This window comes from Bacillus sp. LBA3-1-1.1 (genome assembly GCF_040676495.1).
In the GTDB taxonomy this organism is placed as follows: Bacteria; Bacillota; Bacilli; order Bacillales; family Bacillaceae_G; genus Bacillus_A; species Bacillus_A nitratireducens.
On the sequence record NZ_JBEGIB010000001.1, the window covers coordinates 345,719 to 359,036 of the forward strand.

17 protein-coding genes and 2 riboswitches are annotated in these 13,318 nt (G+C 35.6%); of the genes, 9 read left to right on the forward strand and 8 right to left on the reverse strand.

Annotation, left to right across the window (positions count from 1 at the left end; genetic code table 11):
• Positions 1-5: 5 nt before the first annotated feature.
• Complete coding sequence (locus MRBLBA3_RS01950; protein ID WP_044737832.1) at positions 6-338, forward strand: DUF3909 family protein; 333 nt, start codon at positions 6-8, stop codon at positions 336-338.
• A 61-nt stretch (positions 339-399) separates the two neighbouring features.
• Here the strand turns inward: MRBLBA3_RS01950 and MRBLBA3_RS01955 are convergent, their stop codons facing one another.
• The 6 genes from MRBLBA3_RS01955 to MRBLBA3_RS01980 form a co-directional block, all read right to left on the reverse strand.
• Entirely contained in the window at positions 400-675 is a 276-nt protein-coding gene (locus MRBLBA3_RS01955; protein WP_044737833.1) for a hypothetical protein, read from the reverse strand.
• A gap of 319 nt (positions 676-994) precedes the next feature.
• The gene (locus MRBLBA3_RS01960) at positions 995-1,507 is read right to left on the reverse strand and encodes a 1,2-dihydroxy-3-keto-5-methylthiopentene dioxygenase (RefSeq protein WP_000057299.1); all 513 of its coding nucleotides are present in this window, start codon (positions 1,505-1,507) and stop codon (positions 995-997) included.
• Complete coding sequence (locus MRBLBA3_RS01965; protein ID WP_044737834.1) at positions 1,485-2,123, reverse strand: methylthioribulose 1-phosphate dehydratase; 639 nt, start codon at positions 2,121-2,123, stop codon at positions 1,485-1,487. Before MRBLBA3_RS01965 ends, MRBLBA3_RS01960 begins: the two co-directional genes overlap by 23 nt.
• On the reverse strand, positions 2,120-2,779 hold the full coding sequence (locus MRBLBA3_RS01970; RefSeq protein WP_044737835.1) for a 2-hydroxy-3-keto-5-methylthiopentenyl-1-phosphate phosphatase: 660 nt from the start codon (positions 2,777-2,779) through the stop codon (positions 2,120-2,122). The genes MRBLBA3_RS01965 and MRBLBA3_RS01970 overlap by 4 nt, the downstream gene beginning before the upstream one ends.
• Positions 2,776-4,020, reverse strand: coding sequence for a 2,3-diketo-5-methylthiopentyl-1-phosphate enolase (gene mtnW / locus MRBLBA3_RS01975; protein WP_000014175.1), 1,245 nt, complete (start codon positions 4,018-4,020; stop codon positions 2,776-2,778). The genes MRBLBA3_RS01970 and mtnW overlap by 4 nt, the downstream gene beginning before the upstream one ends.
• Before the next feature lie 65 nt (positions 4,021-4,085).
• Positions 4,086-4,191: riboswitch (SAM riboswitch) on the reverse strand.
• A 64-nt stretch (positions 4,192-4,255) separates the two neighbouring features.
• Positions 4,256-5,434, reverse strand: a complete 1,179-nt coding sequence (locus MRBLBA3_RS01980; protein ID WP_000765520.1) for a pyridoxal phosphate-dependent aminotransferase — start codon at positions 5,432-5,434, stop codon at positions 4,256-4,258.
• A gap of 100 nt (positions 5,435-5,534) precedes the next feature.
• Here MRBLBA3_RS01980 and MRBLBA3_RS01985 point away from each other — a divergent pair, with 100 nt between their 5' ends.
• The 4 genes from MRBLBA3_RS01985 (at position 5,535) to MRBLBA3_RS02000 (ending at position 9,065) form a co-directional block, all read left to right on the forward strand.
• Positions 5,535-6,314, forward strand: coding sequence for a carbon-nitrogen family hydrolase (locus MRBLBA3_RS01985; RefSeq protein ID WP_044737851.1), 780 nt, complete (start codon positions 5,535-5,537; stop codon positions 6,312-6,314).
• A 72-nt stretch (positions 6,315-6,386) separates the two neighbouring features.
• Positions 6,387-6,529, forward strand: a riboswitch (SAM riboswitch).
• Positions 6,530-6,620: 91 nt separating this feature from the next.
• Positions 6,621-7,802, forward strand: a complete 1,182-nt coding sequence (gene mtnK, locus MRBLBA3_RS01990) for an S-methyl-5-thioribose kinase (RefSeq protein WP_044737837.1) — start codon at positions 6,621-6,623, stop codon at positions 7,800-7,802.
• Positions 7,799-8,863, forward strand: coding sequence for an S-methyl-5-thioribose-1-phosphate isomerase (gene mtnA / locus MRBLBA3_RS01995; RefSeq protein WP_044737838.1), 1,065 nt, complete (start codon positions 7,799-7,801; stop codon positions 8,861-8,863). Before mtnK ends, mtnA begins: the two co-directional genes overlap by 4 nt.
• 64 nt (positions 8,864-8,927) lie before the next feature.
• Positions 8,928-9,065, forward strand: coding sequence for a YvrJ family protein (locus MRBLBA3_RS02000; RefSeq protein WP_000393342.1), 138 nt, complete (start codon positions 8,928-8,930; stop codon positions 9,063-9,065).
• 210 nt (positions 9,066-9,275) lie between these two features.
• Here MRBLBA3_RS02000 and MRBLBA3_RS02005 read toward each other — a convergent pair whose 3' ends face one another.
• Entirely contained in the window at positions 9,276-10,052 is a 777-nt protein-coding gene (locus MRBLBA3_RS02005; protein ID WP_044737839.1) for a 3-hydroxybutyrate dehydrogenase, read from the reverse strand.
• Between the two features lie 195 nt (positions 10,053-10,247).
• Here MRBLBA3_RS02005 and MRBLBA3_RS02010 point away from each other — a divergent pair, with 195 nt between their 5' ends.
• Genes MRBLBA3_RS02010 through MRBLBA3_RS02025 form a run of 4 tightly spaced genes read left to right on the forward strand, consistent with a single transcriptional unit; the run spans position 10,248 to position 12,446 of the window.
• Positions 10,248-10,580, forward strand: coding sequence for a PadR family transcriptional regulator (locus MRBLBA3_RS02010; RefSeq protein ID WP_000107977.1), 333 nt, complete (start codon positions 10,248-10,250; stop codon positions 10,578-10,580).
• Positions 10,580-11,347: a DUF1129 domain-containing protein gene (locus MRBLBA3_RS02015; RefSeq protein WP_212087908.1), complete on the forward strand. Its 768-nt coding sequence runs from the start codon at positions 10,580-10,582 to the stop codon at positions 11,345-11,347. The genes MRBLBA3_RS02010 and MRBLBA3_RS02015 overlap by 1 nt, the downstream gene beginning before the upstream one ends.
• Before the next feature lie 13 nt (positions 11,348-11,360).
• Entirely contained in the window at positions 11,361-12,122 is a 762-nt protein-coding gene (locus tag MRBLBA3_RS02020; RefSeq protein ID WP_044737841.1) for a DUF1129 domain-containing protein, read from the forward strand.
• A 51-nt stretch (positions 12,123-12,173) separates the two neighbouring features.
• A complete protein-coding gene (locus MRBLBA3_RS02025) occupies positions 12,174-12,446 on the forward strand; it encodes a hypothetical protein (protein WP_044737842.1) in 273 nt (90 codons plus the stop codon).
• A gap of 191 nt (positions 12,447-12,637) precedes the next feature.
• Here the strand turns inward: MRBLBA3_RS02025 and MRBLBA3_RS02030 are convergent, their stop codons facing one another.
• The gene (locus tag MRBLBA3_RS02030) at positions 12,638-13,255 is read right to left on the reverse strand and encodes an ImmA/IrrE family metallo-endopeptidase (RefSeq protein ID WP_363379639.1); all 618 of its coding nucleotides are present in this window, start codon (positions 13,253-13,255) and stop codon (positions 12,638-12,640) included.
• Positions 13,256-13,318 lie beyond the last annotated feature (63 nt).

Here is a 13,318-nt window from a genome sequence, read left to right on the forward strand (position 1 = left end):
ATGAGATGGATCTCCAAAAGTTTGATGAGATGATTGATGCTGTGCAGCAATCAACTTGTATACAGATTAATGATAAGCAAAAAGAAGCATTTAAACAAAAATACGATTTTGAGCCAAGTTTCGAATATGGACGAGATGAGAAAGGGCATTATGTTATACGAACTTCGAAAAAGATGTTAGAGGAAATGGAGTTTTATTTGGCATTGAAATATGATCGAGATGGAATTGCCCTTTATATGCATGCTGAGATTGGAGGGACATGTCACATATCCGTTAGCTATAGTGAAGAGGCACTTCATTTGCAAGAATTGTTTCAATTTCTAGAAGAAAATAAATAAAAAGTCCTCATTTGAGGACTTTTTATTTATTTAGGCAGGCATAATATTTAAGTTGGATAATTTATAGGCTGGAAGCGCGGCGGCATCGTTCAATTGGGAATGGAATAACTTGTGCAATGTGATTAGGACCAAACTGTTTCGCGCGAGCATGGCGTAGTATATAAAATGCGCACAGGAGAGCAACAGGAATAGCGCCGTACAAACCAAAAAATAAAGCGCTTACACAAGATGCAACAAAACCTAATACACCAACTTCTAATTCTTCCATAATAGCTCCTAAAATGACAGGAATAGCTCCACATGAAACTCCTAATATAAGTGCGATAAGTAAACTCATGATTATCCCCCTCTGCTTGCAATATTCTTTTCCTTCTTATTACTTGTAGTATATCATACATAAAACAGAATTTTCAGAAAAAATTCAAAAAAAGTTCAATGAATGTTCAAAAAGTGTTCCGAAATGTACTTGATAAAGTGGAAGTGTGATTTGAGATATTTGATTTGAACAAACGAAAGGGACAAATTATTTTAGTGAATAAAAAATCAGGCTTACTTCAATGTTATGAAATAAGCCTGTTCCATAGGAGGATGTATATATATGTAGAGTCAATAAAAGATTGGAAAAGGGGCTCCAATCTTTTATTCAACTAGCTACCTTAATAAATTGGAACCCAACCTTCTGTTGTAACAAAAATACGAATAGCTACAACTTGGCGATCATCTTGTAAGGTAAAATAATGTCTTGCATTTTCAGGTACAGATATAAGATCACCAGGCTCAAGTTCAACGTCAAAGAATCGACCATCTTTTCCTTCAATAGCGAAGATGCCATGACCGCTGACAATAAAGCGAACTTCATCGTCAGTATGATGGTGTTCTTTTTGGAAATTAATTAATAACTCGTCAAGGTTAGGTGTGCTACTAGAAAGTGAAATCACATCATATGCTTTATAACCTCGGCGCTCTGAAACATCAGCAATTTCTTTTGAAAACACCGTTAATATTTCAGCTTTGTTTTCATCTGTTAAGGAGTAATTTTCTTTTAAATGAGTAGGAAGTTTAGAAATATTCCATTTCTCATATAAAACATCTTCTCCTTGTAGAAAGTTTGATACCTCTACTTCACTTTCAATACGAGTATTTTCCTCATGAATACGAATTTGCGCCATTAGAAACGCCTCCTTGAATTGATAATAGTTTTATATGAAATTGGAATAAAAACTCATAAGCTTCTAATCTTTTCTTTGCATCAAAGCTATCTCGGCCCCATACGGTAATACCATGGTTACGGATTAATACTGCTCCTGAATCTCCCTGTATATGCTTTCGGAAGTTTTCTCCAAGCGTTGGGATATGGGCATGGTTTTCGATAATAGGAATGTGAATCGTTGCACCTTCTTCCCAAATATCGAGAGCTTTAATAATTTCTTGATTTTGAAGGGTGACTGCATCACTATATAAATTTGTGATGACATTATTATCAGTTGTATGAACATGAAGTACGCACCCGGCATTCGTATTGTTATAAATATGTGTATGCAATATTGTTTCTGCTGAAGGGCTTAATTCAGTCTCTAATACGGGAACCCCTAGATGATCTACTAAGAGAAAATCATCTGGAGTAGTTTTTGTTTTATCTTTACCACTTGCTGTAATAAGAAAAGTGAGTGGCTCATGACTAACCTTTATAGAAATATTACCACTCGTTGCTGGAAACCAATTTCGTGTTGTTAATTCTTTTTTTATCTCGCTTAAGTCATACCATTGACGAAAAAGTTGTTTCATAATTTCACCTCCAACAAATGTTTTAATGCAGCTTGAACATCTTGAAATGTTTCAAAGGGTGTATAATCAATATGATTCTCTTCACATTTTGTAATAAGAAAGTCGCGGGCAAATACTTTATCCGCTTGTTTCGCAGCTTGTAAATCAGTAATTGAATCTCCAATCACAATATGAAAATCATTTGTACCACTTAATTTACGGATTAAAGATGATTTACATAATCCGCAATGATTTTGACAATGATGATCACAAGGATGAGGCCACTTAACGGTAATGTATTCACTTGAAAAGTCTGTTTCATTACAGTAAATTTGCTCTTTTGGAATGATTCCTTGTAAGAGTGGATAGACGAAGAAATCCATTCCACCTGATATAACGTAAAAAGAAATGTTATTTTTATTTACAAATTGTATAAATTCATGAAAACCACTACGGATTTCAGCAGTTTCTATTAAAAATTGAATAATATCATCGTGCAAATTAGTAGGTATTAATTGAAATAATTGAGAAACACCTTCTTGAATAGATAGCTCCTGTGATAAAATTCTATTCTTTACTTCTTCAGCTTCTGGTGGTGCGAATTTTTCCATAATGGACATAATGTTATCATTATTTGTAATCGTGCCATCGAAATCACAAAATACTTGAATACTCATAATTTCACCCCATGAGAAGGATTTCCCCATATTTGTAGTGCACTATGCAAATTTATGTCCTCTACTTCATGGAGTGGTTTATTTTGCAAAGTAGCATCAATTGCAGTACGGAAAGCTTTACCGCCACCCTGAGCTCCATTCGGATGTCCATGTATCCCACCGCCAGCATTAATAACAACATCTTTACCGAAATCGCGTAGAATAAAGGGAACGAAACCAGGGTGAATACCAGCAGACGGAACAGAAAAACTCTTCTTGAAAAATGCATCGTCTTCAGTTAAATGTTTTGAGATGGCAAGAGCCTCCTCTTTTTCTAACGCAACACTTCCATATGGAGATGGGAATAATGAAAAGTCAGCCCCAGCATAACGTAGTAGTTTTCCGAGTAATAATGGAGATGAAACTCCATATAACTTGGATGCTGAGTAAGCACCACTTACAGCAGGATGTGCCATAATAGGAATTGGAATTTCATCGTCTTCTACAAGTGCTTGCAGTACATCTAGTCCGTAAGCAAATACGTTAAATAATAGAATATCAGCCCCAGCTTGCACTGCACGTTTCGCATTTTCTTTTAAATCAAAAGTTCGTCCTGTTAAATTTACTGCATATAACGTTTTATGTCCGTAAGTTTCGTATACAGATTGTAAAACTTCTTTCCCAGATTCAATTCTTTTTGTAAGTGGTGTTAATGAGTTTTCGAATAAAATTTCATCATCTTTTACAATATCTACGCCTCCAATTGCCTGATCGCGTAGTTGAGTTTTTAAATATCCAATATTCCGTCCTATCATCCCTTTGAAAATACTCATTAGAAGAGGGCGATCTTGAACTTGTAAAAGGTTTCGGATGCCTTCAATTCCAAATTTTGGTCCAGGAAACTGTTTCTTTAATTCGTCTGAGAATGTTAAATCAATGAGTTTAATTTCTCCATCTAACGAAAGTTTTCCAAATGTTGTTGTCAAAATGGCAGGTAAGTCGGGGCTAAAGTTCAGCGATGGATAATGAATTTTAATGAGTCCACGTGATACTTTTTTGCCAAGGTAAGAGTTAGTATGTTCTTGTTCGTCTAACGCTTCAATATGAATGACATTGCCTTTATGTTGTTTTAATTGTTCTTGCAATAAGTGTGGCAAATGAGTCCAAGAGCCAATTGTTAAACCGAGTGCAATTTGCTCAGCTTTTTTTTCTAAGTTATGTGAATCATCATGGATTAAATATGTCGCTATAATTCCGCTCATTGTTATAACCTCCTAGTTAAATAAAAAAAACCTCTCAGCTAAGGAGAGGTTTTTTTACAACCAGCTCCTTATCTGTCAGCATAATGCTGCGAGAATTAGCACCGTGTCTACAATTGTAGATCGGTTGCCGGGTTTCGTCGGGCTCGTCCCTCCACCTGCTCTTGATAAGAAGTATTTAGAAATGTTTAAATTTTTAAGATAACTGAATTTTGTCAGATATTTTTCATGTTGTCAATTACTTTTTGAAAAAATTTAATTTATCAATTCGATTAATGGCTTCTCGTAATCTATCTTCTGTATGCAAGAGACCAACGCGGACATACCCTTCGCCATGCTCACCAAATCCAACACCAGGAGCAACTGCAACGTGTGCTTTTTCTAGTAAAATATCAGAAAATTGCTCAGATGTATATCCTTCTGGTACAGGAAGCCATGCAAAGAATGATCCTGTTGGAATGTCTACATTCCAACCAATTGAGTGACAAGCTGAAATAAGAGCGTTTCTTCGAGATTCGTAACTATTTACAAGGTCTACTACGCAAGACTGTGAACTTAATAGTGCTTCGCGGGCAGCATCTTGAATTGCACCAAAAATACTAACATACATATGATCTTGCAATAGGTTAATTGTCTCAATCACACTTTCATTCCCCACAGCAAAAGCGATGCGCCATCCGGCCATATTGAAAGTCTTCGATAGAGTGTAAATTTCAATACCTGTATCTTTGGCACCGTCTGCTTGCAAGAAACTAATGGGCTTTTGACCATCGAATCCAATAGCACCGTATGCAAAATCATGAACGACTAATATATTATGTTCATTAGCAAAATGAATGGTTTCATCAAAAAAGTCTTTTGATGCAGTAGCACCGGTAGGGTTATTTGGATAGTTTAAAAACATTAACTTTGCACGCTCGGCAATAGAGTTATCAATTTTCGTATAATCCGGTAAAAAATTATTCTCTGCAATAAGCGGCATTGTTTCAAATTGTGCTTTTGCTAAAGCAACTCCTGATAAATAATCTGGATAGCCTGGATCTGGAACGAGAATAGTATCACCAGGGTTTGTAAAACAAATTGGTAATTCTACTAATCCAGCCTTTCCGCCAAACAAAATAGCAACTTCAGTTTTTGGATTTACTACTACATCATATTCACGTTGATAGAATGTTGCCACGGCTTCTTTTAAGCTTTCGTGTCCGCGAAATGGCGGATATTTATGATGAATGGTCTTTTCAGCAGCATCTTGTAAAGCTTTAACGATATGCTGCGGTGTTGGTTGATCTGGATTACCTTGACCTAGATTAATAACATCGTGACCAGCTGCAACGACTTTGTTAACTTTTGCAACAAGTGAAGCGAAAAATTGTGTTGGCAATGATGTTACTATCTCAGAAGGTTGAAATAATTTCATACTTTCCACCTCTTTTGAAAGTTGTTACAATTCTAGTGACAAATGATATAATCTTTCCAGTATTTTGTAAAGAGAAAAAATGAGAATGGGGCTGAAAAAAATGAAAGTCGCATGTATTCAAATGGATATTGTCTTTGGAGATGTAGAAAAAAATATTGAGAACGCCAAAAATAAAATAAGTGAAGCGATGAAGGAAAGACCAGATGTTATTGTCTTACCAGAACTATGGACGACAGGATATGATTTAACGAGACTTTCTGAAATTGCAGATAGAGAGGGAGTAGAAACGAAAGAAAAGTTGAAAGAATGGTCGAAACAATATGGTGTACATATTGTTGGTGGTTCCATAGCGAAGCAAACAGAACAAGGTGTTACCAATACAATGTATGTTGTAAACAAGGAAGGAGAACTAGTCAATGAATATAGTAAAGTACATTTATTTCAGCTTATGGATGAACATAAATATTTAATCGCTGGAAATAGTACAGGCGAATTTAAGTTAGATGATATAAAGTGTGCTGGTACAATTTGTTATGATATTCGTTTTCCGGAGTGGATGCGCGTTCATACTGCTAAAGGTGCAAAAGTTTTATTTGTTGTAGCAGAATGGCCATTAGTTCGTTTAGCGCATTGGCGTTTGTTGTTGCAAGCAAGAGCAGTTGAAAATCAGTGTTATGTTGTTGCATGTAATAGGGCAGGAAAGGATCCGAATAATGAGTTTGCAGGTCATTCTTTAATTGTGGATCCTTGGGGTGAAGTTGTAGTAGAGGCAAATGAAGAGGAATCAATTTTATTTGGAGAACTTAAATTCGAGAAGATTAAAGAGGTACGTAAAGGAATTCCAGTTTTTGCAGATCGCCGTCCAGAATTATACAAATAAAATGTTGACAAGTGATTTTTATTCTTGGTATAGTCTTCAACATAAAGTTAAAAATTCTAAAAAATTATATAACTCTTATCAAGAGCAGGTGGAGGGATTTGGCCCGATGAAGCCCAGCAACCGACCGTAATACCATTGTGAAATGGGGCGTTTATTTACGCCAAAAGGCACGGTGCTAATTCCAGCAGAAAGTAAATCTTTCTGGCAGATAAGAGGGGAGAAGATAAACTTCAAACCTCTTTCTTTGTGGAAAGAGGTTTTTCTACGTCAGAAAAACCTCTGAATTTAAAAAAGGGGGAGAAGACGATGGGATATTATTCATTAACTGAAACAACAGCTATACAATATGCGAAAGAACACGGTTATTTTGAAAAGAAAGCAAATGTAGTTTGTCATGAAATTGGAGATGGAAATTTAAATTACGTGTTCAAATTAGATGATGGAGAGAAGTCTATTATAATAAAACAAGCACTGCCATATGCGAAAGTAGTTGGTGAGAGTTGGCCATTGTCTATAAAAAGAGCGACGATTGAAAGTAAAGCACTACAAATTTTTGCGAAGTATGTGCCGGAATATGTGCCGGGAGTGTACAGTCATGATGAAGAGTTAGCAGTAACAGTCATAGAAGATCTATCAAGGCTAACAATTGCAAGAAAAGGATTAATAGATGGAGAGGAGTACCCACTTTTATCCCAACATATTGGTCGTTTTCTAGCACATGTGTTGTTTTATACTTCAGATTTCGGGTTAGAGTCAGAAGAGAAAAGGGTACTAGAAGGTGCATTTGTAAACCCAGACCTTTGTAAGATTACAGAAGATTTAGTGTTTACAGATCCGTTCGGTCATTACGATACAAATGATTATGAGCCGGAGTTACAACTAGCGGTGGATGAATTGTGGAGTGACAAAACTTTAAAGTTAAAAGTCGCGCAATATAAATATAAATTTTTAACGAGAAAAGAAGCGCTTATTCACGGTGATTTACATACTGGTAGTATTTTTTCATCACCTTCTGAAACGAAAGTGATTGATCCGGAATTTGCAACATATGGCCCATTTGGATTTGATCTTGGTCAATTTATTGCAAATTTATTATTAAATGCGTTATCGCGTGAAGAGGAAAAAAGAAGTGTGCTATTTTTCCATATCGAGAAAACATGGAGTTATTTTGTAGAAGCTTTTACGAGGTTATGGATTGGAGAAGGTGTAGAAGCATATACGAAAGAAAAACAATGGTTACCAATTATTTTACAAAACATCTTTACTGATGCTGTCGGATTTGCTGGATGTGAACTTATTCGTAGAACAATTGGCTTAGCTCATGTAGCTGATTTAGATGAAATAGCAAATAAAGAAAAAAGAATTCAAGCTAAGAAGCAAGCGTTATCCTTAGGCAAAGAACTAATAAAATATGAATCTAAGAGTGCTGATATTCAATTGTTCCGAACGTTATTTCAACAGACAGTTTCTGGAGGCGTAAAAGCATGAGTACAATTGTTACTATTCCGAGGTCTGTCAGTTGGAAAGGTGATGCCATTGCAGTATTAAACCAAACAAAACTACCGCATATTACTGAGTTTAAAACATTAACGACTATTGAAGAGGTATGGAAAAGCATTATTATGTTAGAAGTACGCGGGGCACCTGCAATTGGAATTGTAGCTGCGTTTGGTTTGGCGCTTGCGGCAAAGAAATACGATGCTATAAATATCGATGAGTTTCAAAAGAAGTTTAATAGAGATTGTAACTATTTAGGAACATCACGCCCGACAGCAGTCAATTTATTTTGGGCAATCGATCGTATGAGAGAATCTATTCGAGAGATTACTACAATAAAAGAAGCTCAAAAAATATTAGAAGAAGAAGCGCTTCGCATTCAGCAGGAAGATGAAGAGGTATGCCGGAGTATTGGAGAATATGCGTTAACATGCTTTACAGACGGTGATAAGATTTTAACAATTTGTAATGCCGGAAGTATTGCAACTGCAAGGTATGGTACTGCATTAGCGCCGTTTTATATTGGGAAAGAAAAAGGTGTACACTTACATGCGTATGCATGTGAAACGAGACCAGTTTTACAAGGTGGCCGTTTAACGACATGGGAGTTGAAGCAAGCGGGTATTGATGTGACGCTTATTACAGATAATACGGCAGCCCATGCAATTCGTACGAAAGAAATAAACGCGATTATTGTAGGAGCGGACCGAATTGTCGCAAATGGAGATACAGCAAATAAAATTGGAACAATGAATTTAGCTATATTAGCAAAGTATTTCGATATTCCATTTTACGTTGCAGCTCCGCTATCGACATTTGATACTACGAAACAAACAGGCGCTGAAATTGTTATTGAAGAAAGAGACGAAACAGAAGTTACGAAAATTTTTGGAAAACAAGTAACGCCAATTGGAACTACTGTTTATAATCCAGCATTTGATGTAACACCAAACGAATTAATTACAGGTATTATTACCGAGAAAGGTATTATACGAGGAGATTATAAACAGGAAATTGCATTATTATTTGAAAAACAAGCTAATCACAAATAGCTTGTTTTTTTATGCCTAAGAATCTCTTTTCCTCTTATTTATGTAATGAAGGGAGGAGAGAAAGATGGAAGAGTGGATCAGGATGATAGGTAATGTGGGGTTTCCAATTGTTGTAACGCTATATTTACTACATCGCATTGAAAGTAAATTAGACGGAGTGATTGTTGCAATTGAGAAACTCCCTAAACAATTACTAAAGTAGAAAGATCCTCGCGATAGAAAGTAAATAAAGTTTGCTCGCGAAGAGCAAACTTTATTTTTTACCCCGCATTAACGGGCAGTAAAACTCCCACCTCAAAATTTGCTTGGAGCAAAGAAGTTAGGTCGGAGATTAACTGCCCGTAAAAGCCCGATTGGTGAAGGCTAATAATCAGTGGGGATGAACAAAACCCCCACGGATTAAAGTTTCACTTTATTGAGCAGTATATCCACCATCGATAACAACAGCTTGACCAGTTATGCCTTTTGCTTTTTCACTTGCTAAAAACATAGCATAATCCGCAATTTCTTGTACTTGCAACAAGCGCTTTTGTGGTACGAGAGGATAAATAACATCTTCTAAAACATTTTCAAGTGGTACATTTCGCGTAGTTGCTAAGTCTTGTAGTTGGTTTCGTACAAGAGGGGTATCAACATATCCAGGACAAAGAGCATTTACAGTAATTCCATGAGTCGCTCCCTCTAAAGCAGCCACTTTTGTTAATCCAATTACGCCATGTTTCGCACTATTATAAGCAGCTTTTCCAGCAAATCCGACAAGGCCATTAATGGAAGCGACATTAATAATCCGACCATACTTTTGTTTTTTCATAATCGGAAAGGCATGCTTAATTGCGATGAAAGGAGCGATTTGCATAATTTTGATTAGCAGCTCGAACTTTTCAGTTGAAAAATCTTCAATCGGTGAAACGTGTTGCATTCCTGCATTGTTAATTAATATATCTAATGAACCGAAATGATTAACTGTTTGAGAAATTGCTGCTGCAATTTCTACTTCAGATGTAACGTCACATTTTAAACCGATAGCCTGAAATCCTTCCTTTTGTAATTGTTCAGCAGCTTCTTTCGCACGCTCTTCAAGACGATCAGTAATAACAACTTTTGCGCCTTCTTTTGCAAAAGCATTCCCCATCTCATATCCAATACCACTCGCAGCACCTGTTAAAAAGACAACTCGATTTGTAACCATGATGAAAAGCACTCCTTCATAATAAAAGTTCTCTTATTGCTCTATTTAGAGAGGCGATAATGAAATTCCTGCAAACATTTGGAAAAAATCTTTGGCTATCTTGTTTTGCAAAATAGTCTCTGCTATACTATTTTGTAAAGCAAGATACTTACGCTTATCTATCTTGTAAAACAAGATAGTGGGAGGATTTGAGTTATGTCGACAAGTCAAATGCTAAAAGGGATTTTAGAAGGTTGCTTACTTGCTATTATTTCTGAAGGTGAAATATATGGTTATGAAATGAGTGAAAAACTAGCGAAATATGGTTTCACAATGGCGAGTGAGGGAAGTATTTATCCGTTATTAATCCGAATGCAAAAGGAAGGATTAATAACAAGTGTAATGAAGGAATCTCCATCTGGTCCAAAGCGAAAATATTATACATTAACAGAAAAAGGCGAGGAAGCACTGGATGAATTTATGGATCGCTGGGAAGCGATGCAAAGTAGTGTAGAACGTCTACTTGAAGGGAAGGGAAGAAGAAAATAATGTTATCAAGTGAAGCGCGAAATTTTTTATTAGATATGAGGTTGTTTTTGACAGCAAAGGGTGTGAAAGAAAGTGATATTGAAAGCTTTTTAGAAGATGCAGAGTTGCATTTAATAGAGGGTGAGAGTGAAGGGAAAGGTGTAGAAGATATTTTCGGAAGCTCACCGAAAGAATATGCCAATGAACTTGTAAAAGTAATGGAAAGGGATAGACAGGAAACGTGGAAGCAAATCGGTTTTACGGTAATGAATATCGTAGCATTTTGGGTTATTGCTTCTATTTTAATAGTGAATAATGGAGTTTTACAGATTTCACTTATTCAGTGCATTGGCTATAGTTTTACATTGATTTTAGCTGTAATGGGTCCTAATTTTTTACTTCGTAAAATGACCTTTGTAACAAGCTTTACAAAAACATGGTTTTTAATGTGGTTTTTAGTCATGATAGCGCCAATGTTTTTATTAGGAGCGGTTACGATATTAGATGTGTTATATCCTACAAAGATGGTTACATTCACTCAAGTGCAAAGTTATATATTAGGTGGTGGGATTTTTATTATTACAGTAGCGATAAATATGTATTTTGAAGGATGGTTTAAAAACTTATATTTAATTATTCCGCTTTCTATTATGCTAGTGTTTAAAACATTTACATCAGAAGATCTCGTGCCAATGTTATTTCAAATTATATGTTTATACGGAAGTTTGTTTATTTTAATTTTCCTTGAAATTATGATGAAGACGAATAGAAAAGAAACGGTTAAATAAGGGAGGGGTTATAATGAAGGTTTCTAAAGAAGGTGAAAAGTTTTTAATTGATACGAAAGTGTATTTAATAACAAAAGGAATTAAAGAAGCGGATGTGGATGCTTTTCTAGAAGATGCAGAACTTCATTTAATAGAAGGAGAGCAAGAGGGAAAGACAGTAAATGATATATTTGGTGATTCACCAAAAGAGTATGCGGAAGAGTTAGCGAAAGAGATGGAGAAGGATAAAGGCGGGAGTATAAAAAGCATTTTAGGGATGATTATTGGTATTGGTGGATATTGGTTACTGACAAATATTTTATTTGGAAATCCGAATCATGAATTTACATTAACAAATGTACAGTTGATTGGGTATCCAATTGTTTTAATGATTACTATTGTGGGGACTATTTTTGCTTTTAAGATGTCATCATTTAAGAGCAAAATAAAAGAATTTAGCATTATTTATGTAGCAGCTTTGCTACCAATTTTATTACTAGTATTATTAATGTTTATGAATAAATGGTATGGGACACCTGTCTTGCAATTAACTACAATGCAAAGTTATATACTAGCTGGATTTATCTTATTAGTACTGCTAATTGGTGAAGCGTACATGCTTGGATGGATTGGAATGTTAGTTGTTATCATACCGCTATTAATTATGTTTGTATTTAAAGAATTAGGGAAGCAAAACCCATATTGGGGAATACTAGAGCCTTTACTTCTGTACGGAAGTTTATATGTATTAATGCGATGGTCTTTAAAAAATGAGGAGAAAAAAACTGTAAGCTAGCTTTATATTAATAGTGAACGAACTGAATTTTTTATTAAGGGGGGAACAAATATGCAAAGTATATTTCTAGGTATATTGTCTATTATATTTTTAGGTTTAACGATTTTGGGGCTATATACTACCTTTTCGAAAAAGGTACACGATGACTATTTCGATACTTTATTAGATGACACATCGGGTTATATTTTATTCTTCGGTTTAATAGGAAAAGGGCTGCTTTGGATATGCAAAAATTTATTTCCAAAGAAATATTATATAAGGATTTTTAGAGGAATTAGGCTTATGTTTAGTTGCCTATTTTTATCCCGCATTAACGGGCAGTAAAACTCCCGCCTTAAGATTCGGATGGAGCAAAGAAGTTAGGTGGGAGATAAACTGCCCGTAAATGCCCGATTGGTGAGGGCTGATAATCAGTGGGGGATGAAGACCCCCACTGATTAAAGTTTCACTTTATTTCTAGCAGCCGGGATTTGGTTTGTTGATTGGAATAAGTTGTTTTAAACAGTAACAAGGCGTTACTGTTTTTTTCTTTGTAATAAAGAACTTTGTAAGGAGAGTTCCTTTTGTTCGCTCGTTAATAAGGAATGAATATGGACGTTTTCTGGGCGGGGAACTATAGGGTACATAAGATTTGATGGAGAAGGATGGTGCTCCGAGCCAGTTGGGGAATGAGGATCTGCATGAGTAAGCTTTCCATGAATCCGTCTTGTAAATAAAATATGACCAATTTCGTGAGCGAGGGTGTATATATTTTTCATTGGAGCAGCTGAGTTTGTTAAAACGATGTAACCAGTAAGTTGCTGTTGTTTTGCTAAAGAATAAGCGCAGGCAATTACTGCTGTTTCTTTGAAATAATCACTGCCAATATAACAAATGTAAAGATCACATTCTGGAGCTTCATTTACACACGTTTGGAAAAAGGATGCTAATTTTTCCTGACTCTGAATGGAACTTTTATAACTAATCTCACGGTCAGAAAAACGGAAAAGCTCATTTAACACAATTACTTCTTGAATTTGAAATGTAATGGGATGCCAAATTGATTCTGCAACTGCTAAATCTTTTGCGATGCGGTCGTCAGAAATATTAGCGCCTGGCGTAATGCAAATACATATATTGACGTATGGATCCATAAGGAACACCTCAAGTGAAAAAATTCTTCCTATAATATATGTGGGGAAAAGATGCTATGTATG

Coding starts and splice junctions, on each gene's coding strand:
- MRBLBA3_RS01955 (WP_044737833.1), bottom strand. CDS start 675: ATGAGTTTACTTATCGCACTTATATTAGGAGTTTCATGTGGAGCTATT.
- MRBLBA3_RS02000 (WP_000393342.1), top strand. CDS start 8,928: ATGGAAGAGTGGATCAGGATGATAGGTAATGTGGGGTTTCCAATTGTT.
- mtnW (WP_000014175.1), bottom strand. CDS start 4,020: ATGAGCGGAATTATAGCGACATATTTAATCCATGATGATTCACATAAC.
- MRBLBA3_RS02025 (WP_044737842.1), top strand. CDS start 12,174: ATGCAAAGTATATTTCTAGGTATATTGTCTATTATATTTTTAGGTTTA.
- MRBLBA3_RS02030 (WP_363379639.1), bottom strand. CDS start 13,255: ATGGATCCATACGTCAATATATGTATTTGCATTACGCCAGGCGCTAAT.
- MRBLBA3_RS01980 (WP_000765520.1), bottom strand. CDS start 5,434: ATGAAATTATTTCAACCTTCTGAGATAGTAACATCATTGCCAACACAA.
- mtnK (WP_044737837.1), top strand. CDS start 6,621: ATGGGATATTATTCATTAACTGAAACAACAGCTATACAATATGCGAAA.
- MRBLBA3_RS01985 (WP_044737851.1), top strand. CDS start 5,535: ATGAAAGTCGCATGTATTCAAATGGATATTGTCTTTGGAGATGTAGAA.
- MRBLBA3_RS02015 (WP_212087908.1), top strand. CDS start 10,580: ATGTTATCAAGTGAAGCGCGAAATTTTTTATTAGATATGAGGTTGTTT.
- MRBLBA3_RS01960 (WP_000057299.1), bottom strand. CDS start 1,507: ATGGCGCAAATTCGTATTCATGAGGAAAATACTCGTATTGAAAGTGAA.
- MRBLBA3_RS01950 (WP_044737832.1), top strand. CDS start 6: ATGGATCTCCAAAAGTTTGATGAGATGATTGATGCTGTGCAGCAATCA.
- MRBLBA3_RS01965 (WP_044737834.1), bottom strand. CDS start 2,123: ATGAAACAACTTTTTCGTCAATGGTATGACTTAAGCGAGATAAAAAAA.
- MRBLBA3_RS02020 (WP_044737841.1), top strand. CDS start 11,361: ATGAAGGTTTCTAAAGAAGGTGAAAAGTTTTTAATTGATACGAAAGTG.
- mtnA (WP_044737838.1), top strand. CDS start 7,799: ATGAGTACAATTGTTACTATTCCGAGGTCTGTCAGTTGGAAAGGTGAT.
- MRBLBA3_RS02010 (WP_000107977.1), top strand. CDS start 10,248: ATGTCGACAAGTCAAATGCTAAAAGGGATTTTAGAAGGTTGCTTACTT.
- MRBLBA3_RS02005 (WP_044737839.1), bottom strand. CDS start 10,052: ATGGTTACAAATCGAGTTGTCTTTTTAACAGGTGCTGCGAGTGGTATT.
- MRBLBA3_RS01970 (WP_044737835.1), bottom strand. CDS start 2,779: ATGAGTATTCAAGTATTTTGTGATTTCGATGGCACGATTACAAATAAT.